The organism is Bacillus sp. N447-1 (assembly GCF_022701035.1).
Taxonomy (GTDB): domain Bacteria; phylum Bacillota; class Bacilli; order Bacillales; family Bacillaceae_G; genus Bacillus_A; species Bacillus_A cereus.
In genome coordinates, this window is the sequence record NZ_CP065509.1 from 3048756 (window position 1) to 3066925 (window position 18170).

Sequence of the window (18170 nt, forward strand, 5' to 3'; positions counted from 1 at the left end):
ATTCTTTCCTTCTATTATAACAATTTATCTTCTATAATCTGAACAACTTCTTCTATAAGTTTTTCCATCGGTTGATCAGCATTTACCAATACAATACGATCCGAGAAACGTTCTACAACTTGTAAATACCCTTCGCGCACACGTTTATGGAAAGAGATATCTTCCATATCTAGTCGATTTACTTCACGTCCTGCATCTTTTTCAATCCGAGCCAAACCAACCTCAGGCTCAATGTCTAGATAAATTGTTAAACTAGGCATACAGTCCTCTGTTGCGAAACGATTTATTTCAAATATCTTATCCATACCCAATCCTCTTGCATAGCCTTGGTATGCTAAAGAGCTATCTATAAAACGATCACATAACACGAGGTAGTTCTCATTAAGTGCTGGCATAACTTTTTCTACTAAATGTTGTCTGCGCGCAGCAGCATAAAGAAGTGCTTCTGTACGTGCTTCCATCATCGTATATTCTTGTTTATGTAAAATCGTCCTAATGTCCTCAGAAATTGCAATACCGCCTGGTTCCCTTGTCGCCATTACCTTCTGTGCTTTTTGTTCAAAATATGGCAATAAGCTTTTAATTAACGTTGTTTTACCTGAACCTTCTGGGCCCTCAATTGTTACAAATAATCCCTTCATCCTAAAACCTACTTTCTATATCATACACTTTCATATATTTCGTATTACCTTGAAAACGAGCTCCTGCTCTTTCTAAATACATAATTTGCTCTTTATGCTCTGAAGTAATTCTCTCTCCATACATAATTAATGGAATTCCAGGTGGATACGGAATCACCATTTCCGCCGCTATCATTCCAACAGCCTCTTCTATAGATACTATCTTTGTTTCATATCCGTCTAGTTGTTTATACGTATACGGTAAAAGAGAGAATTCACCATTATAAGTATAACGAATAGATTCCCTCTTGTCTTTCACCTCATAATGTTGCAATGCTACTCGGATCATCTCTATAACCTTCATATATCCCTCATTTACTTGTAAGGGTAAAATAAATAGGACATTGTACGGATCAGCCATCTCTGTATATATACCGACCTTTTCAAATACAGACTGTAATTCGTACCCTGATAACTGACAACGAGTTTGTACGGTGACCTTTAACTCATCTTGCAACGGATATTCTAAAATGGCGATTTGGGGAATAGAACGTAATTGTTCCTTAAATCTTCGTAAAAACTCAACAATTTCACTGTGACCTTCTTCTTTTATACGCGCCATTGTAAAGCGTGCTATATCCAAGGAAGCCATAATTGGATACGATGGACTACTAGATTGTAGCATACTTAAATAAGTAGTAACCTTATCTTCGTCTACTAAATGACTATTTATATGTAAATAGGAACCCATTGTCATTGCGGGTAATGTTTTATGTGCAGAATGAACTACAATATCTGCACCATATGTTAATGCTGACTTCGGAAATGGTTCTCCCAAACATAGATGTGCCCCATGTGCCTCATCTACCAAAACAGGGATTTTATGTGCATGTGCAAAAGCGATGCTTGCCTCTAAATCCATCCCCATACCATAATAATTAGGATGCGTTAAAATAAGTGCTTTCGCATTTGGATACTTTCCAATTGCGTTCTTAATAATTTCATTACGAACTCCCACTGGTACGTTATAAGCTTCATCAATCCATGGATCTAAAAAAATGGGATTTGCTCCCGCAAGTTTTAAACCATTAATAATTGATTTATGACAATTTCTTTGTACAAGAACAATATCATGTTCCCCGCAACAAGACAAAATCATTGCTAAGTTCCCGACTGTTGAACCATTAATTAAAAAATAACTTCTCTTTGTATTATAAACTTCAGCCAATAATTGTTGTGCCTCATCTATACATTCAAACGGACTATGCAAATCATCTAGTCCTGCTAATTCAGTTACATCAATAGATAGAATACCTTTAAACTCTCTTATTGCCTCCTGAGGGAAGTTTAAACCATTCTTATGACCAGGAACATGAAAGGATAACGGCCCTCTTTCTTTAAACTCTATTAACGCCTCATATAAAGGCATACGATTTTGATTCATCTACATCTCTTCCTTATTATTCATTCTCTATCTATTATACAGAACAAAAAAAATAATAGGCATATGCCTATTTAAAAATATGATACTTCTAATTTTCGAAGCTGCTTTAAATAATATATATATTTTGGATCATCTGTCTCTGTATTCACCATATCCTTTTCACATTCATGGCATATTAAATTATTATAAACATATATACCTTCTTTTCTTTTTGTCTCACAAACAATACAAACTTCACTTTGTAATTTCATAATCTTCCCTCCCTATTTAAGTGAACCTATTTTATACTTCTAATCCTTAACAATTTACAGAAAAATATACACCCATCTTTTATATAATATGATTAACTCTTGGGCAACGTGTTTGTATTTCCATTACTTCTTTCCCATTCTTTTTAACAATATAAAAAAAACACAAGTCAAATGACTTGTGTTTTTAGTTGCTTGGCGACGTCCTACTCTCACAGGGACAAGGTCCCAACTACCATCGGCGCTAGAGAGCTTAACTTCCGTGTTCGGTATGGGAACGGGTGTGACCTCTCTGCCATCATCACCAAACTATGAAGGCATATTCCTTCAAAACTAGATAACATTTGCTACATATTATATGGTTAAGTCCTCGATCTATTAGTATTCGTCAGCTCCACATGTCACCATGCTTCCACCTCGAACCTATCAACCTGATCATCTTTCAGGGATCTTACTAGCTTACGCTATGGGAAATCTCATCTTGAGGGGGGCTTCATGCTTAGATGCTTTCAGCACTTATCCCTTCCGCACATAGCTACCCAGCTATGCCCTTGGCAGAACAACTGGTACACCAGCGGTGCGTCCATCCCGGTCCTCTCGTACTAAGGACAGCTCCTCTCAAATTTCCTACGCCCACGACGGATAGGGACCGAACTGTCTCACGACGTTCTGAACCCAGCTCGCGTACCGCTTTAATGGGCGAACAGCCCAACCCTTGGGACCGACTACAGCCCCAGGATGCGATGAGCCGACATCGAGGTGCCAAACCTCCCGTCGATGTGGACTCTTGGGGAGATAAGCCTGTTATCCCGGGTAGCTTTTATCCGTTGAGCGATGGCCCTTCCATGCGGAACCACCGGATCACTAAGCCCGACTTTCGTCCCTGCTCGACTTGTAGGTCTCGCAGTCAAGCTCCCTTATGCCTTTGCACTCTACGAATGATTTCCAACCATTCTGAGGGAACCTTTGGGCGCCTCCGTTACACTTTAGGAGGCGACCGCCCCAGTCAAACTGCCCACCTGACACTGTCTCCCGGGTCGATAAGACCCGTAGGTTAGAATTTCAATACAGTCAGGGCGGTATCCCACCAGCGCCTCCACCGAAGCTAGCGCTCCGGTTTCAATGGCTCCCGCCTATCCTGTACAAACTGTACCAAAATTCAATATCAGGCTACAGTAAAGCTCCACGGGTCTTTCCGTCCTGTCGCGGGTAACCTGCATCTTCACAGGTACTATAATTTCACCGAGTCTCTGGTTGAGACAGTGCCCAAATCGTTACACCTTTCGTGCGGGTCGGAACTTACCCGACAAGGAATTTCGCTACCTTAGGACCGTTATAGTTACGGCCGCCGTTTACTGGGGCTTCAGTTCAGAGCTTCGCTTACGCTAACCCCTCTCCTTAACCTTCCAGCACCGGGCAGGTGTCACCCCCTATACTTCGCCTTACGGCTTCGCAGAGAGCTGTGTTTTTGCTAAACAGTCGCTTGGGCCTATTCACTGCGGCTTTCCGTTAAGAAAGCACCCCTTCTCCCGAAGTTACGGGGTCATTTTGCCGAGTTCCTTAACCAGAGTTCTCTCGCACACCTTAGGATTCTCTCCTCGCCTACCTGTGTCGGTTTGCGGTACAGGCACCTTTTATCTCGCTAGAAGCTTTTCTTGGCAGCGGGGAATCAAAGACTTCGCTCCATAAGGAGCTTCCCCATCACAGCTCAGCCTTTACGATAAGCGGATTTGCCTACTTATCAGCCTAACTGCTTGGACGTGCACAACCAATCGCACGCTTCTTCTATCCTTCTGCGTCCCTCCATTGCTCAAACGATAAAGAGGTGGTACAGGAATATCAACCTGTTGTCCATCGCCTACGCCTGTCGGCCTCGGCTTAGGTCCTGACTAACCCTGAGCGGACGAGCCTTCCTCAGGAAACCTTAGGCATTCGGTGGACGGGATTCTCACCCGTCTTTCGCTACTCATACCGGCATTCTCACTTCTAAGCACTCCACCAGTCCTTCCGGTCTGACTTCACTGTCCTTAGAACGCTCCCTACCACTGATACCATTGGTATCAATCCGCAGCTTCGGTGGTGTATTTAGCCCCGGTACATTTTCGGCGCAGAGTCACTCGACTAGTGAGCTATTACGCACTCTTTAAATGGTGGCTGCTTCTAAGCCAACATCCTAGTTGTCTAAGCAACTCCACATCCTTTTCCACTTAATACACACTTTGGGACCTTAGCTGGCGGTCTGGGCTGTTTCCTTTGACTACGGATCTTATCACTCGCAGTCTGACTCCTAAGGATAAGTCATTGGCATTCGGAGTTTGACTGAATTCGGTAATCCGATGAGGACCCCTAGTCCAATCAGTGCTCTACCTCCAAGACTCTTACACTTAAGGCTAGCCCTAAAGCTATTTCGGGGAGAACCAGCTATCTCCAGGTTCGATTGGAATTTCTCCGCTACCCACACCTCATCCCCGCACTTTTCAACGTGCGTGGGTTCGGGCCTCCATTCAGTGTTACCTGAACTTCACCCTGGACATGGGTAGATCACCTGGTTTCGGGTCTACGACCACGTACTAAACGCCCTATTCAGACTCGCTTTCGCTGCGGCTCCGCCTCTTCAGCTTAACCTCGCACGGGATCGTAACTCGCCGGTTCATTCTACAAAAGGCACGCCATCACCCATTAACGGGCTCTGACTATTTGTAGGCACACGGTTTCAGGATCTCTTTCACTCCCTTCCGGGGTGCTTTTCACCTTTCCCTCACGGTACTGGTTCACTATCGATCACTAGGGAGTATTTAGCCTTGGGAGATGGTCCTCCCAGATTCCGACGGAATTTCACGTGTTCCGCCGTACTCAGGATACATTCAAGAGAGAACGAAGTTTCGACTACGGGGTTGTTACCCTCTACGACGGACCTTTCCAGGTCGCTTCGTCTACCTCGTTCCTTTGTAACTCCGTATAGAATGTCCTACAACCCCAAGAGGCAAGCCTCTTGGTTTGGGCTATGTTCCGTTTCGCTCGCCGCTACTCAGGAAATCGCATTTGCTTTCTCTTCCTCCAGGTACTTAGATGTTTCAGTTCCCTGGGTCTGTCTTCCTTACCCTATGTATTCAGATAAGGATACCATACCATTACGTATGGTGGGTTTCCATTCGGAAATCTTCGGATCAAAGCTTACTTACAGCTCCCCGAAGCATATCGGCGTTAGTCCCGTCCTTCATCGACTCCTAGTGTCAAGGCATCCACCGTGCGCCCTTTCTAACTTAACCAAACTAAAAATTAAAAAATATGAGCTACACTGTTATCTAGTTTTCAAAGAACATACCATTCGCTATTTAAAATAGCTTTTTGGTGGAGCCTAGCGGGATCGAACCGCTGACCTCCTGCGTGCAAGGCAGGCGCTCTCCCAGCTGAGCTAAGGCCCCAAAATGTATGGTGGGCCTAAATGGACTCGAACCATCGACCTCACGCTTATCAGGCGTGCGCTCTAACCAGCTGAGCTATAGGCCCATACAAATTGCAGGATTTATTTATATCATATCCTCATTTAAGAGTCAATACTGAATTGAACTCTCAAAACTAAACGAAAACGAAACACGGAAACTTATATTGATAAGCAGCGCTTATCAATTCTCCATAGAAAGGAGGTGATCCAGCCGCACCTTCCGATACGGCTACCTTGTTACGACTTCACCCCAATCATCTGTCCCACCTTAGGCGGCTGGCTCCAAAAAGGTTACCCCACCGACTTCGGGTGTTACAAACTCTCGTGGTGTGACGGGCGGTGTGTACAAGGCCCGGGAACGTATTCACCGCGGCATGCTGATCCGCGATTACTAGCGATTCCAGCTTCATGTAGGCGAGTTGCAGCCTACAATCCGAACTGAGAACGGTTTTATGAGATTAGCTCCACCTCGCGGTCTTGCAGCTCTTTGTACCGTCCATTGTAGCACGTGTGTAGCCCAGGTCATAAGGGGCATGATGATTTGACGTCATCCCCACCTTCCTCCGGTTTGTCACCGGCAGTCACCTTAGAGTGCCCAACTTAATGATGGCAACTAAGATCAAGGGTTGCGCTCGTTGCGGGACTTAACCCAACATCTCACGACACGAGCTGACGACAACCATGCACCACCTGTCACTCTGCTCCCGAAGGAGAAGCCCTATCTCTAGGGTTTTCAGAGGATGTCAAGACCTGGTAAGGTTCTTCGCGTTGCTTCGAATTAAACCACATGCTCCACCGCTTGTGCGGGCCCCCGTCAATTCCTTTGAGTTTCAGCCTTGCGGCCGTACTCCCAGGCGGAGTGCTTAATGCGTTAACTTCAGCACTAAAGGGCGGAAACCCTCTAACACTTAGCACTCATCGTTTACGGCGTGGACTACCAGGGTATCTAATCCTGTTTGCTCCCACGCTTTCGCGCCTCAGTGTCAGTTACAGACCAGAAAGTCGCCTTCGCCACTGGTGTTCCTCCATATCTCTACGCATTTCACCGCTACACATGGAATTCCACTTTCCTCTTCTGCACTCAAGTCTCCCAGTTTCCAATGACCCTCCACGGTTGAGCCGTGGGCTTTCACATCAGACTTAAGAAACCACCTGCGCGCGCTTTACGCCCAATAATTCCGGATAACGCTTGCCACCTACGTATTACCGCGGCTGCTGGCACGTAGTTAGCCGTGGCTTTCTGGTTAGGTACCGTCAAGGTGCCAGCTTATTCAACTAGCACTTGTTCTTCCCTAACAACAGAGTTTTACGACCCGAAAGCCTTCATCACTCACGCGGCGTTGCTCCGTCAGACTTTCGTCCATTGCGGAAGATTCCCTACTGCTGCCTCCCGTAGGAGTCTGGGCCGTGTCTCAGTCCCAGTGTGGCCGATCACCCTCTCAGGTCGGCTACGCATCGTTGCCTTGGTGAGCCGTTACCTCACCAACTAGCTAATGCGACGCGGGTCCATCCATAAGTGACAGCCGAAGCCGCCTTTCAATTTCGAACCATGCGGTTCAAAATGTTATCCGGTATTAGCCCCGGTTTCCCGGAGTTATCCCAGTCTTATGGGCAGGTTACCCACGTGTTACTCACCCGTCCGCCGCTAACTTCATAAGAGCAAGCTCTCAATCCATTCGCTCGACTTGCATGTATTAGGCACGCCGCCAGCGTTCATCCTGAGCCAGGATCAAACTCTCCAATAAAGTTAGTTTGTCTAGCATCTAAAATAAAAATTGACGTTTCACGTTGTTTGTTTCGTTTAGTTTTCAAAGTTCAATATCGCGTTTCAGCGACTTTTACAATTTAACATTTTGCGTTAAATCTGTCAACAACTTTTTTCTTTCGTTCCTGACGACGCTTATTAATTTACCATATTAATCATTTAATAGTCAACACTTTTTAAAAAAATGCCAAAATAATTTTATCTTGGCATGATATAAAGCTTAATAATCACTAATGCTGCCACACCCGGTAGACCTAATAAACTCGTTATTGCTGCTGTACCCATGTTAATTGGGATATGAAAATCAAAATATGTCCCTACAACATTTACGATAAAAAGCAATGCTATTCCTAAAGTAACATGAAAAATCACCTTACCTATAAAACGTAATGGCTTAGAGGCAACACCAAAAACAAGAAAAATAAATACTAAAGTAAGAATACCAACAATAATAATTGTAGAATTCATTTTTTCCTCCTTATGAATGACCTATACATCTATTTGTATGGGACAAGACAATAAAAAAGAACAGTTATCATATGCAGCATCTCTTTCATATACACTAAATAAAACAATACCTCAGCACTTAAAAAACAAAATAAAAAGGCCTGCTTAGAAAGCAGAACCTTTTACCATTGTTCCATTTTTACAGGACGACGCTTTGCTTCTTTCAACAAAAAGAAATATTTCGCCTCTGCTATTTTCAAAGAACAAATGACATCTTGAGACGGTTCTACACTTTGTTCGACCATTCTCTTCTGACGTAACCACTCATTCTTCACTTTTTCCAAAAGTACAATTAACTTATCGTCATACTCTTTACGCAATTTACCCTTTTTTTGAAAGAACATTTTTGTTTCTCCTCTTATACTTCTCTGCGCCCTTCTAACGCTTTGGATAATGTCACTTCATCTGCATATTCTAAATCTCCACCAACTGGCAGACCATGTGCAATACGAGTTACTTTAATGCCTGTAGGTTTTAAGAGGCGGGAGATATACATCGCTGTAGCTTCCCCTTCAATATTAGGGTTTGTTGCTAATATCACTTCTTGTACCGTTTCATCATGTAGTCGCTTTAAGAGTTGCGGGATATTAATGTCTTCCGGTCCAATTCCCTCCATAGGAGAAATCGCACCACGTAACACATGATATACACCTTGATACTCTTTCATTTTTTCCATCGCGATTACATCTTTCGGTTCTTGCACGACACAAACAACTGATTGATCTCGATGTGAATCATTACAAATATAACAAGGATCACGATCAGTAATATGTCCGCATACAGAACAGTACGCTAAATCTCGCTTCGCATTTACAAGTGCTTTCGCGAAACCTAACACATCATCTTCTTTCATATCTAATACGAAAAATGCCAATCGAACCGCTGTTTTCGGTCCGATACCTGGCAACTTCATAAAACTATCGATTAGTTTTGATATTGGTTCTGGATAATGCATGTATCAATATCCTCCTAGAACATTCCACCTGGTAAGTTTAAGCCTTTTGTAAATTTACCCATTGTAGAGTTTGAAAGCTCATCAGCCTTTTTAAGTGCATCATTTGTTGCAGCTAATACTAAGTCTTGTAACATTTCGATATCTTCTGGATCTACAACTTCCTCTTTAATCTTCACTTCAAGAATTTGCTTGTGACCATTTGCAATAACTGTAATCATTCCGCCGCCAGCTGTACCTTCAACTGTTTTTTCACCAAGCTCCTCTTGTGCTTTCGCCATGTCCTTTTGCATCTTTTGCATTTGTTTCATCATGTTATTCATATTTCCCATTCCGCCACGCATCATAATTAATTCCTCCTAATTATTATTACTCTTTTATTTCAATGAGTTCTTGCCCTACTAACTTCACTGCCTCTTCTATAAGAGGGTCTTCCTTTTTCTCTGGGCTTTCTTCAGACTCTCCACCTTCACGTTGTAAAAAGTCTTCACGGATTTTACCCCATTCACTTTTTGGAATGGCAATCATATTTAACCTTTTACTTAGCAATTCAAATAAAGCTTGTTCTACTGTATCCATAGCTTCTCGATTTTCGCTCGCCATCTTACAGTGAATCTCATATTGAAATGCTAAAACGTAAGTGTCATCTGAAGCTGCCACTGGTTCACTATTTTCTAGTAAAACGGCAAACGCTACTTTGTTATATGATTTGAGTCTTCCTAACAACTCACCCCATACAGCTTTTAATTGTTCTAAATCTTGACGCTTCGCTTGTTTTAATACTTCATTTACACGTCCGACAGGAATTTTCATACTTCCTGTTCGTACCGGTTTTGGTGTTGCACGTGTCTCTCTTACTTCCTGTTGTACACCTGCTGGCACACCGTTCTTTTTGACTTGCTCTAACTCTTTCTCCAGTTGCTGCATCCTGTTCATAATTGCTTGCAAACGATCTGTACCATTTGCTTGCATCATAAACTGTTGACACAATTGCACCATAACAACTTCTAAGAAAATACGCGGATGATTTGTCCACTTCATTTCCTGTTGTCCCTTACTAAGGGTATGAATAATCTCATAGATCACTTCCGGTTGCATTTCTTCACTCAACTTACGGAATTGATCATCTACAATTACTCGTTCCAACATATGTTCTAGTTGTGGTGAAGTTTGATATAAAAGCATATCACGATAATAGTAAATGAAATCCTCCATAAAACGAACTGGATCCTTCCCTTTACTCATCATTTCATCTATGATTTGCAATGCTCTTGATACATCATTTTCACGTATGCACTCTACTAAATTGCCTAAGTATTGCTGAGAAACAGATCCTGTTACGGCCAATACATCTTCTGTCGTAACAATCTCATCACTATAAGATATAGCCTGATCAATAAGACTAAGCGCATCACGCATACCACCTTCGGCAGCACGCGCAACAATTTGTAATGCTTCACCTTCCACTTGCGTACCTTCATTTGTCACGACCGTTGATAATCTTTCAACAATATCATTCACTGATATTTTTCGGAATTCAAAGCGCTGACAACGTGAAATGATTGTAGGTGGGATCTTATGAGGTTCTGTTGTCGCCAAAATAAAGATAACATGTCCTGGCGGCTCTTCTAAGGTTTTTAAAAGCGCATTGAATGCACCCATAGAAAGCATGTGAACTTCATCAATAATGTATACTTTATATTCTACAGCACTTGGAGCGTATTTTACTTTATCTCTAATATCTCGAATTTCATCTACACCGTTATTTGAAGCCGCATCAATTTCTAATACATCTGAAATGGATCCTTGTGTGATTCCTAAACAAGAAGGACATTCATTACAAGGTTCAGCTACCGGAGCATGTTCACAGTTAATTGCTTTTGCAAATACTTTTGCAATTGTCGTTTTTCCTGTTCCCCTCGGGCCAGAAAATAAATAAGCATGTGAAACTTTCTCTTGAAGAAGGGCATTTTGCAACGTTTTTGTCACGTGCTTTTGACCGACTACATCTTCGAACTTTTGCGGTCTCCATGTTCGGTATAACGCTTGGTATGACACGAAAATACGGCCTCCCTCAAAGGTTATTATCTCATTTATTATAACCCATTCTGTTTATAGATTCCAAAAGTTATTTTCTATACAAAAAACTCACCTTTGTATTAAGGTGAGTTTTGTATACATATATAACTGCCGTGCACCCTCCGTCGATTACGTACCATAAGCGTTACTCAAGCAGTTAGCTCGGTTCAGGCACTCCTGCGGCACACGAGAAGACCCGCTTATTGCTGCTTCCTTCCGGACCTGACAAGGTTCACGGGGTCCCGTTGCGCAGGACCCAAACGTCAACACCACTTACTTAAGGCAGACCTTACAGCAACATAACCTCGAGAGGGGATTCGGCCTCGCTAGAGCGGATTGCGAGTATAGGGCACCGCTACCTCCCCGCTTAGCACGGCAAAGTTAAAACCAATATTCGGTTGCCTTCATTAAAGGCATTATCAGTATAACTTGTTTCTTTAGAAAATGCAAATACGTTAGTTCCCAGTATTCTTCTCTAATTTTTTTATTGCTTTTCTTTTTTTACGAAGCTCTCTAAAAAAGTTTGTTAACAACGTACCGCATTCTTCCTCTAGTACACCAGATACTACTTCACATTGATGATTGAAGCGTTCATCCGTTAAAAGATTCATCAATGTCCCTGCACATCCGCCCTTCGGATCACTTGCACCATATACAACTCGCTTCACTCGTGATAAAACAATTCCACCCGCACACATTGGACAAGGTTCTAATGTTACATACAATGTTGCATCTTCTAAACGCCATGTCCCTAATTTTTTACATGCATCATCTATCGCTAGCAACTCAGCATGAGCTATTGATCTTTGCTCAGTTTCCCTTAAATTATGGGCAACACTAATTACCTCACCATCTAACACTATAACTGCTCCAATTGGTACTTCCTGTATTTCCTCTGCCTTTTTAGCTTCTTCTATCGCTAATTGCATAAAATAAATATCTTGATCTTGTTCCATAACATAGTCCTTTCATTACAAATAAAGTACACTTATTTCCATTTACTACACAGGGGATAACTTTTACAAATTCAATCCACCCTAAAAGAAAAAAGAGAGGGGATTACATATGAAAAATACCGCCTTGCTCATTATCGATATGATTAATGACTTTCAATTTTCCCACGGACCCATTCTAGCTAAAAAATGCGAAACTATAACAAACCCTATTTTACAATTAAAGAAAAAAATGAAATCCTTTGGCTATCCTATAATTTACGTTAATGACCATTATCAACTTTGGAGATCTGATATCGACCAACTTATTACTCATTGCACAAATGAATATAGCGAAAATATAATCCATAAGATTGCTCCAAGTTTTGATGAGTACATTTTTATTAAACCACATTATTCCGCTTTTTATGAAACACCTTTAAATTCATTACTAGGTTATTTAAAAATAGAAAATCTAATATTAACAGGGGTTGCCGGAAATATATGTATCCTATTTACAGCTAATGATGCTCATATGAGAAATTATAAATTGTATGTACCACAGGATTGTATCGCCTCTAACAACGACCAAGATAATATACATGCTTTAAAAATAATGGAAACTACATTGAAAGCAAATATAACATCATCAACCAAAATAAAATTTAATTAATACATATATCTATTTTCTAACTTTTTATATCAAATTAACCCGCTCGCTTCCCTCTTGTGCTACAATAATTCTGTTTTGTGTTTTTAGTAGTCACGGTAAATCACTGATTGAAAGGAGGAAACAGCGTGACCGGAGTACCATTTATCACGGTTGAAGGACCAATTGGTGTTGGAAAAACTTCACTTGCGAAGGAAATTTCAACTCACATGCAACTCCACTTACTAAAAGAGATTGTTGATGAAAATCCCTTTTTAGGAAAGTTCTATGAAGACATCGACGAATGGAGTTTTCAAACAGAGATGTTCTTTCTTTGTAATAGATACAAACAATTAGAAGACATTAACATAAAGTACTTGAATCAAAGGAAACCAGTAGTAGCGGATTACCATATCTTTAAAAATTTAATTTTTGCATCCCGCACATTAAAAGACTCTCAATATGACAAATACATGCAAATTTATCGTATCCTTACACAAGATATGCCTGTGCCAAATGTCATTGTTTATTTAACAGCTAGCCTAGAGACATTGCAAAAACGAATCGCCATGCGCGGAAGAGAATTTGAAAAAAACATGGATCCAAATTACTTACTACAGCTCACAAAAGATTATGAAACAGCAATGGATGCTTTTAAAAAAGATCATCCGGAAATACCAGTATTGAAATTTAATGGCGACGATATGGATTTTGTAAAAAATCCTGATGATTTAAACGTTATCCTATCTGCCCTTCAAAATACTCTCTTAAAGGAGTCGAAATAATAATGAATTTAAGGCAAAAATATGATATACCCAATGACGCAGTAATCACTATCGCCGGAACAGTAGGTGTGGGTAAATCAACTATGACAACTGCATTAGCTAATGCTTTAGGTTATCGCACATCATTTGAAAAAGTAGATTCCAATCCATATTTGGACAAGTTCTATGCGGACTTCACTCGCTGGAGCTTCCACCTACAAGTGTACTTTTTAGCAGAACGATTTAAGGAACAAAAAAGAATTTTTGAATATGGTGGCGGTTTTGTTCAAGATCGTTCCATTTACGAAGACACTGGAATTTTCGCAAAGATGCATCATGAAAAAGGAACAATGACGGAAACTGATTATGAAACATACAAAGGTTTATTTGACGCTATGGTCATGACTCCTTACTTCCCTCATCCAGACTTATTAATTTACTTAGAAGGTTCTTTCGATGATATTGTCGATCGTATTCAAGAACGAGGGCGCCCAATGGAACAGCAAACACCAATTGAGTACTGGAAAGAAATGCATGGACGTTATGAAAACTGGATTAACAACTTTAATTCATGCCCTGTATTACGCTTAAATATTAATGAGTACGATATTTTAAAAGATGGTGATTCAATCGAACCAATCATAAAAAAAATTGGCCATTTTTTAAAACAAACACGTAAACTTGTAAAATAAAAAACCCGTGCATATGCACGGGTTTTCCTATTAAATTACTTCTTCTTTGTTGGAGCAATAATTTCACTCTCAGGTTTTCCTGCGTTAATGCGCTGACGAACAGTACTTGTACTAATATCGTATGCTTCAGCAATCTCTTTAACAGTCATTTCTTTCCCGTTAATTACTGCCGTTAATACTTTACCTGTACGTTTTGGAGCTGCTTCTTTCTTTACAGCTGCTTTTTTAACTTGTTTTGGCGCCTCTACTTTACTCGTAGCTGGTTTTACATCACAAGTACAACCACAAAGTTTACGGAATGTATCATCACTAATAATGCGTGATACGTTTGCACCACTGTTTAAAATTCTATTGTTCTTACAGACAGGACATTGTACATAATATAAAGTTTTTCCATCTAAAGGAAACGTTTGTATAATAAGATCCATGTTGACTCCTTTCATATCTATGAAGATAATCATCGGAATATGAGTGTGTAATAAGGACAAAATTACCTTACACCATACTTTATGATTGGTTTTAAAATAAAAACTCGTTACGTGTTGGTAACGAGTTCTCCAATCTCCACTTATATGCGCTGTTGTCAATTATATCTGGAGGAGGTAGAGGGATTCGAACCCCCGCGCGACTCTCGCCGCCTGTCGGTTTTCAAGACCGATCCCTTCAGCCAGACTTGGGTATACCTCCATATTGACATCAAATATAATATCAAAAGAAAAACAGTTAGTCAACCCTACTAAAATAAATTATGAGGAAAGGAAAATTTTACTTTCCCCTTCCTACATTACAGTACTGACAACGCTCATAATTACCAATCACTCATACCGATGAATGTTTAAATTTACTTAATAACTGTTTTTCCTCCCATATAAGGGCGAAGAACTTCTGGAATTATAATTGTACCATCTTCTTGTTGGTAGTTCTCTAAAATAGCTGCAACCGTACGTCCAATTGCAAGACCAGATCCATTTAATGTATGAACATGTTCTGGTTTTCCATTTGGTTCACGGCGGAAACGGATATTTGCACGTCTCGCTTGGAAAGCTTCAAAATTACTACAAGAAGAAATTTCACGATATGTGCCATAGCTTGGAATCCATACTTCAATATCGTATTTCTTCGCTGCTGTAAATCCTAAATCGCCTGTGCACATGCTCATAACGCGATATGGCAACTCTAATAATTGTAACACGCGTTCTGCATCATTTGTTAACTTTTCTAACTCTTCATAAGAATCTTCTGGTTTTACGAACTTCACAAGCTCTACTTTATTGAACTGATGCTGGCGAATTAAACCACGTGTATCACGCCCAGCTGAACCTGCTTCAGAACGGAAGCAAGAGCTAAATGCAGCATATCTTATAGGCAATTGCTCTTTATTTAAAATCTCATCACGATGCATATTCGTTACAGGTACTTCAGCTGTTGGAATTAAGAAGTAATCTTCACTTTCAATACGGAATGCATCTTCTTCAAACTTTGGAAGTTGTCCTGTTCCTGTCATACTTGCACGGTTTACCATATATGGAGGTAATACTTCTTCATATCCATGCTCATCAGTATGAAGATCAAGCATAAAGCTAATTAAAGCACGCTCTAATCTTGCACCAGCACCTTTGTAAAATACGAAGCGGCTTCCTGTTACTTTCCCAGCGCGTTCAAAATCTAAAATTCCTAAATCAGTAGCAAGATCCCAATGTGGTTTTGGCTCATAAGTAAATTCTTTCACTTCTCCCCAAGTACGTGCTACTACATTATCATCCTCTGTTTCACCAACTGGAGCAGATTCATGAGGGATATTTGGAATAGATAACATTAATCTTTCTAAGTCTTCTTCAACTGTACGAAGTTCGTTATCAAGATCCTTTACTTTTTCTCCAACTTCACGCATTTCTAAAATTAGAGCTTCTGCATCTTTCTTTTCGCGCTTTAATACAGAAATTTGTTGAGATACTTCGTTACGTTTACTTTTTAATTCTTCTGTCTGAACAAGTAGTTCTCTTCTTCTCGTATCAAGTTCTTCAAAACGTCCGAAATCAGTTAAATCTTCGCCTCTATGCTGTAATTTCGCTTTTACTTCTTCAAAGTTTGTACGTAAAAATTTAATATCAAGCATTATATACTCCTCCTTTTATTTTATAAAACACAAAAAACTCCCGTCCCTATATAAAGGGACGGGAGTTAACCCGCGTTGCCACCCTAGTTGAAAGCATTACCGCTTTCCTCTCAAGTAGAAATAACGGCTCTTCACCGGGAATGCTTACTAATCCAAAAGATATTCCACATTCCATTCCAGGATGGATTCACAAACTGTTTCTATCGATTTCCACCAACCATCGACTCTCTATAAGAAACGACATTTGTTACTATTTCCTATCAACACGCTTATTTTATAAAATTGTTACCATCAATTTACTATAATCTTATACAAGTTGCAAGTTACTTATACAACTTTTTTCATTTTCGCTTCTTTTACCATTTCAACAAAGTATGCTGTCACACGATGATCATCTGTTAATTCCGGATGGAATGAAGCAGCTAAAAACTGATCTTGTCTTACCGCTACCATTCGGTCACCATGCTTAGAAAGCACTTCAACATTATCAGCTACTTCTACAACATACGGCGCACGGATAAATACACCAACGAAGTCTTCACCCACGCCTTCAATTGAAAGCGCAGCCTCAAAACTATCCTTTTGGCGTCCGAACGCATTGCGCTCAACTGTAATATCCATAGCACCAATATGTGCTTCTTCATAGCCAATAAGTGTTTTCGCAAGAAGAATCATCCCTGCACATGTACCAAACATTGGTTTACCAGACTTTGCAAATGTACGAAGTGGTTCCATGAAAGCATACTTATCAATAAGACGGCGCATTGTTGTACTTTCACCGCCCGGTAAAATAAGACCATCAATCTCTTCAAGTTGCTCTATACGCTTTACAACAACAGCTTCTGCACCACTTGCTTCAACTGATTTTACATGCTCACGAACTGCACCTTGAAGACCTAGTACACCGATTTTCACCATTTTAAAGTTCTCCTTTAATTACCATCCACGCTCTTGCATGCGTTGTTCTGGTAATAACGTTGAAATTTCGACACCCTTCATTGCATTACCTAATCCTTTAGAAAGGCTTGCAATTAGTTCGTAATCTTCATAATGAGTCGTTGCTTCAACGATTGCACGTGCAAATTTCTCTGGGTTTTCTGATTTGAAGATACCAGATCCAACAAATACCCCATCAGCACCAAGTTGCATCATTAATGCTGCATCTGCTGGTGTTGCTACACCACCTGCCGCAAAGTTTACAACTGGTAAGCGACCAAGACGTTTAATTTCAAGTAATACTTCGTAAGGAGCGCCAGTATTTTTTGCATATGTCATTAACTCATCTTCACGTAGACTCGCAACTTGACGGATTTCTGCATTGACTTGGCGCATATGACGCACTGCCTCTACAATGTTTCCTGTTCCTGGTTCACCTTTTGTACGAAGCATAGATGCACCTTCTGCAATACGACGTGCAGCTTCTCCGATATCACGGCAACCACATACAAATGGAACTGTGTAATCACGTTTATTTAAATGGTATACTTCATCAGCAGGAGTTAATACTTCACTCTCATCGATATAGTCTACCCCTAATGATTCTAATACACGTGCTTCTACAAGGTGACCGATACGGCATTTTGCCATAACCGGAATTGACACCGCACCCATAACTTCTTCAACAATTGTTGGGTCTGCCATACGAGAAACGCCACCTGCTGCACGAATATCTGCTGGTACACGCTCTAATGCCATAACGGCAACTGCGCCTGCCTCTTCTGCAATTTTTGCTTGTTCAGCGTTAACTACGTCCATAATAACGCCGCCTTTTTGCATTTCTGCCATTCCACGTTTTACACGTTCTGTCCCTGTTACATTTGTCATGTACAAAAACCCCCCTAGGTGAATTGCTTTCCCCCGTTAAAGGCGAAAATTAAGAATACTCTTACATTCTACCACTAACTATCAGATGCTTGTCTACTACTTTTTCATAAAGTCGGTATGAAAAATAGGAATA

The 18170-nt window shown here is 40.8% G+C and carries 16 protein-coding genes, 3 tRNA genes, 3 rRNA genes, 1 other RNA gene and 1 other annotated feature; of the genes, 3 read left to right on the forward strand and 20 right to left on the reverse strand.

Annotated elements, in window-relative coordinates:
• Positions 1-14: 14 nt before the first annotated feature.
• The 15 genes from tmk to tadA form a co-directional block, all read right to left on the reverse strand.
• Entirely contained in the window at positions 15-641 is a 627-nt protein-coding gene (gene tmk, locus IQ781_RS15445) for a dTMP kinase (RefSeq protein ID WP_060634671.1), read from the reverse strand.
• A 1-nt stretch (position 642) separates the two neighbouring features.
• Positions 643-2064: an aminotransferase class I/II-fold pyridoxal phosphate-dependent enzyme gene (locus IQ781_RS15450; protein WP_001075300.1), complete on the reverse strand. Its 1422-nt coding sequence runs from the start codon at positions 2062-2064 to the stop codon at positions 643-645.
• 71 nt (positions 2065-2135) lie between these two features.
• A complete protein-coding gene (locus IQ781_RS15455; RefSeq protein ID WP_000776278.1) occupies positions 2136-2315 on the reverse strand; it encodes a sigma factor G inhibitor Gin in 180 nt (59 codons plus the stop codon).
• Positions 2316-2505: 190 nt separating this feature from the next.
• Positions 2506-2621: ribosomal RNA gene (rrf, locus tag IQ781_RS15460) — 5S ribosomal RNA — on the reverse strand.
• Positions 2622-2670: 49 nt separating this feature from the next.
• A 23S ribosomal RNA gene (locus IQ781_RS15465) occupies positions 2671-5581 on the reverse strand.
• 80 nt (positions 5582-5661) lie between these two features.
• A tRNA-Ala gene (locus tag IQ781_RS15470) sits at positions 5662-5737 on the reverse strand.
• A gap of 8 nt (positions 5738-5745) precedes the next feature.
• Positions 5746-5822: transfer RNA gene (locus tag IQ781_RS15475), tRNA-Ile, on the reverse strand.
• Positions 5823-5952: 130 nt separating this feature from the next.
• Positions 5953-7502 (reverse strand): 16S ribosomal RNA (locus IQ781_RS15480).
• Together the 16S, 23S and 5S rRNA genes with 2 tRNA genes alongside form the textbook arrangement of a ribosomal RNA operon.
• A 218-nt stretch (positions 7503-7720) precedes the next feature.
• On the reverse strand, positions 7721-7990 hold the full coding sequence (locus tag IQ781_RS15485; protein WP_001089273.1) for a pro-sigmaK processing inhibitor BofA family protein: 270 nt from the start codon (positions 7988-7990) through the stop codon (positions 7721-7723).
• Positions 7991-8151: 161 nt separating this feature from the next.
• On the reverse strand, positions 8152-8373 hold the full coding sequence (locus IQ781_RS15490) for a YaaL family protein (protein WP_000466019.1): 222 nt from the start codon (positions 8371-8373) through the stop codon (positions 8152-8154).
• 14 nt (positions 8374-8387) lie between these two features.
• Positions 8388-8984 (reverse strand): recombination protein RecR, encoded by a 597-nt coding sequence (gene recR / locus IQ781_RS15495; protein ID WP_000559169.1) that lies wholly within the window; start codon positions 8982-8984, stop codon positions 8388-8390.
• 14 nt (positions 8985-8998) lie between these two features.
• Positions 8999-9325, reverse strand: a complete 327-nt coding sequence (locus tag IQ781_RS15500) for a YbaB/EbfC family nucleoid-associated protein (RefSeq protein ID WP_014894853.1) — start codon at positions 9323-9325, stop codon at positions 8999-9001.
• A gap of 25 nt (positions 9326-9350) precedes the next feature.
• Complete coding sequence (gene dnaX / locus IQ781_RS15505; protein ID WP_000121587.1) at positions 9351-11039, reverse strand: DNA polymerase III subunit gamma/tau; 1689 nt, start codon at positions 11037-11039, stop codon at positions 9351-9353.
• Positions 11040-11171: 132 nt separating this feature from the next.
• Positions 11172-11436: signal recognition particle sRNA large type (gene ffs, locus IQ781_RS15510), an RNA gene on the reverse strand.
• Positions 11437-11515: 79 nt separating this feature from the next.
• Positions 11516-12016, reverse strand: a complete 501-nt coding sequence (tadA, locus tag IQ781_RS15515) for a tRNA adenosine(34) deaminase TadA (protein ID WP_000434329.1) — start codon at positions 12014-12016, stop codon at positions 11516-11518.
• A gap of 109 nt (positions 12017-12125) precedes the next feature.
• On the opposite strand from tadA, the gene IQ781_RS15520 reads away from it, so the two are divergent.
• From IQ781_RS15520 to IQ781_RS15530, 3 genes are all read left to right on the forward strand, one after another.
• A complete protein-coding gene (locus IQ781_RS15520) occupies positions 12126-12665 on the forward strand; it encodes a cysteine hydrolase family protein (protein WP_000798724.1) in 540 nt (179 codons plus the stop codon).
• A 125-nt stretch (positions 12666-12790) separates the two neighbouring features.
• On the forward strand, positions 12791-13426 hold the full coding sequence (locus tag IQ781_RS15525; RefSeq protein ID WP_000148218.1) for a deoxynucleoside kinase: 636 nt from the start codon (positions 12791-12793) through the stop codon (positions 13424-13426).
• A gap of 2 nt (positions 13427-13428) precedes the next feature.
• Positions 13429-14097 (forward strand): deoxynucleoside kinase, encoded by a 669-nt coding sequence (locus IQ781_RS15530; protein ID WP_001053585.1) that lies wholly within the window; start codon positions 13429-13431, stop codon positions 14095-14097.
• 35 nt (positions 14098-14132) lie between these two features.
• Here IQ781_RS15530 and IQ781_RS15535 read toward each other — a convergent pair whose 3' ends face one another.
• The 5 genes from IQ781_RS15535 to pdxS form a co-directional block, all read right to left on the reverse strand.
• Entirely contained in the window at positions 14133-14525 is a 393-nt protein-coding gene (locus IQ781_RS15535; protein ID WP_000364193.1) for a sigma factor-like helix-turn-helix DNA-binding protein, read from the reverse strand.
• 166 nt (positions 14526-14691) lie between these two features.
• A tRNA-Ser gene (locus tag IQ781_RS15540) sits at positions 14692-14784 on the reverse strand.
• 154 nt (positions 14785-14938) lie between these two features.
• Positions 14939-16213: a serine--tRNA ligase gene (serS, locus tag IQ781_RS15545; protein ID WP_000884187.1), complete on the reverse strand. Its 1275-nt coding sequence runs from the start codon at positions 16211-16213 to the stop codon at positions 14939-14941.
• Positions 16214-16264: 51 nt separating this feature from the next.
• Positions 16265-16486: a binding site (T-box leader), on the reverse strand.
• Between the two features lie 54 nt (positions 16487-16540).
• The gene (gene pdxT / locus IQ781_RS15550; protein ID WP_000238785.1) at positions 16541-17131 is read right to left on the reverse strand and encodes a pyridoxal 5'-phosphate synthase glutaminase subunit PdxT; all 591 of its coding nucleotides are present in this window, start codon (positions 17129-17131) and stop codon (positions 16541-16543) included.
• Between the two features lie 18 nt (positions 17132-17149).
• Positions 17150-18037 (reverse strand): pyridoxal 5'-phosphate synthase lyase subunit PdxS, encoded by an 888-nt coding sequence (gene pdxS, locus IQ781_RS15555; RefSeq protein ID WP_000186165.1) that lies wholly within the window; start codon positions 18035-18037, stop codon positions 17150-17152.
• Positions 18038-18170 lie beyond the last annotated feature (133 nt).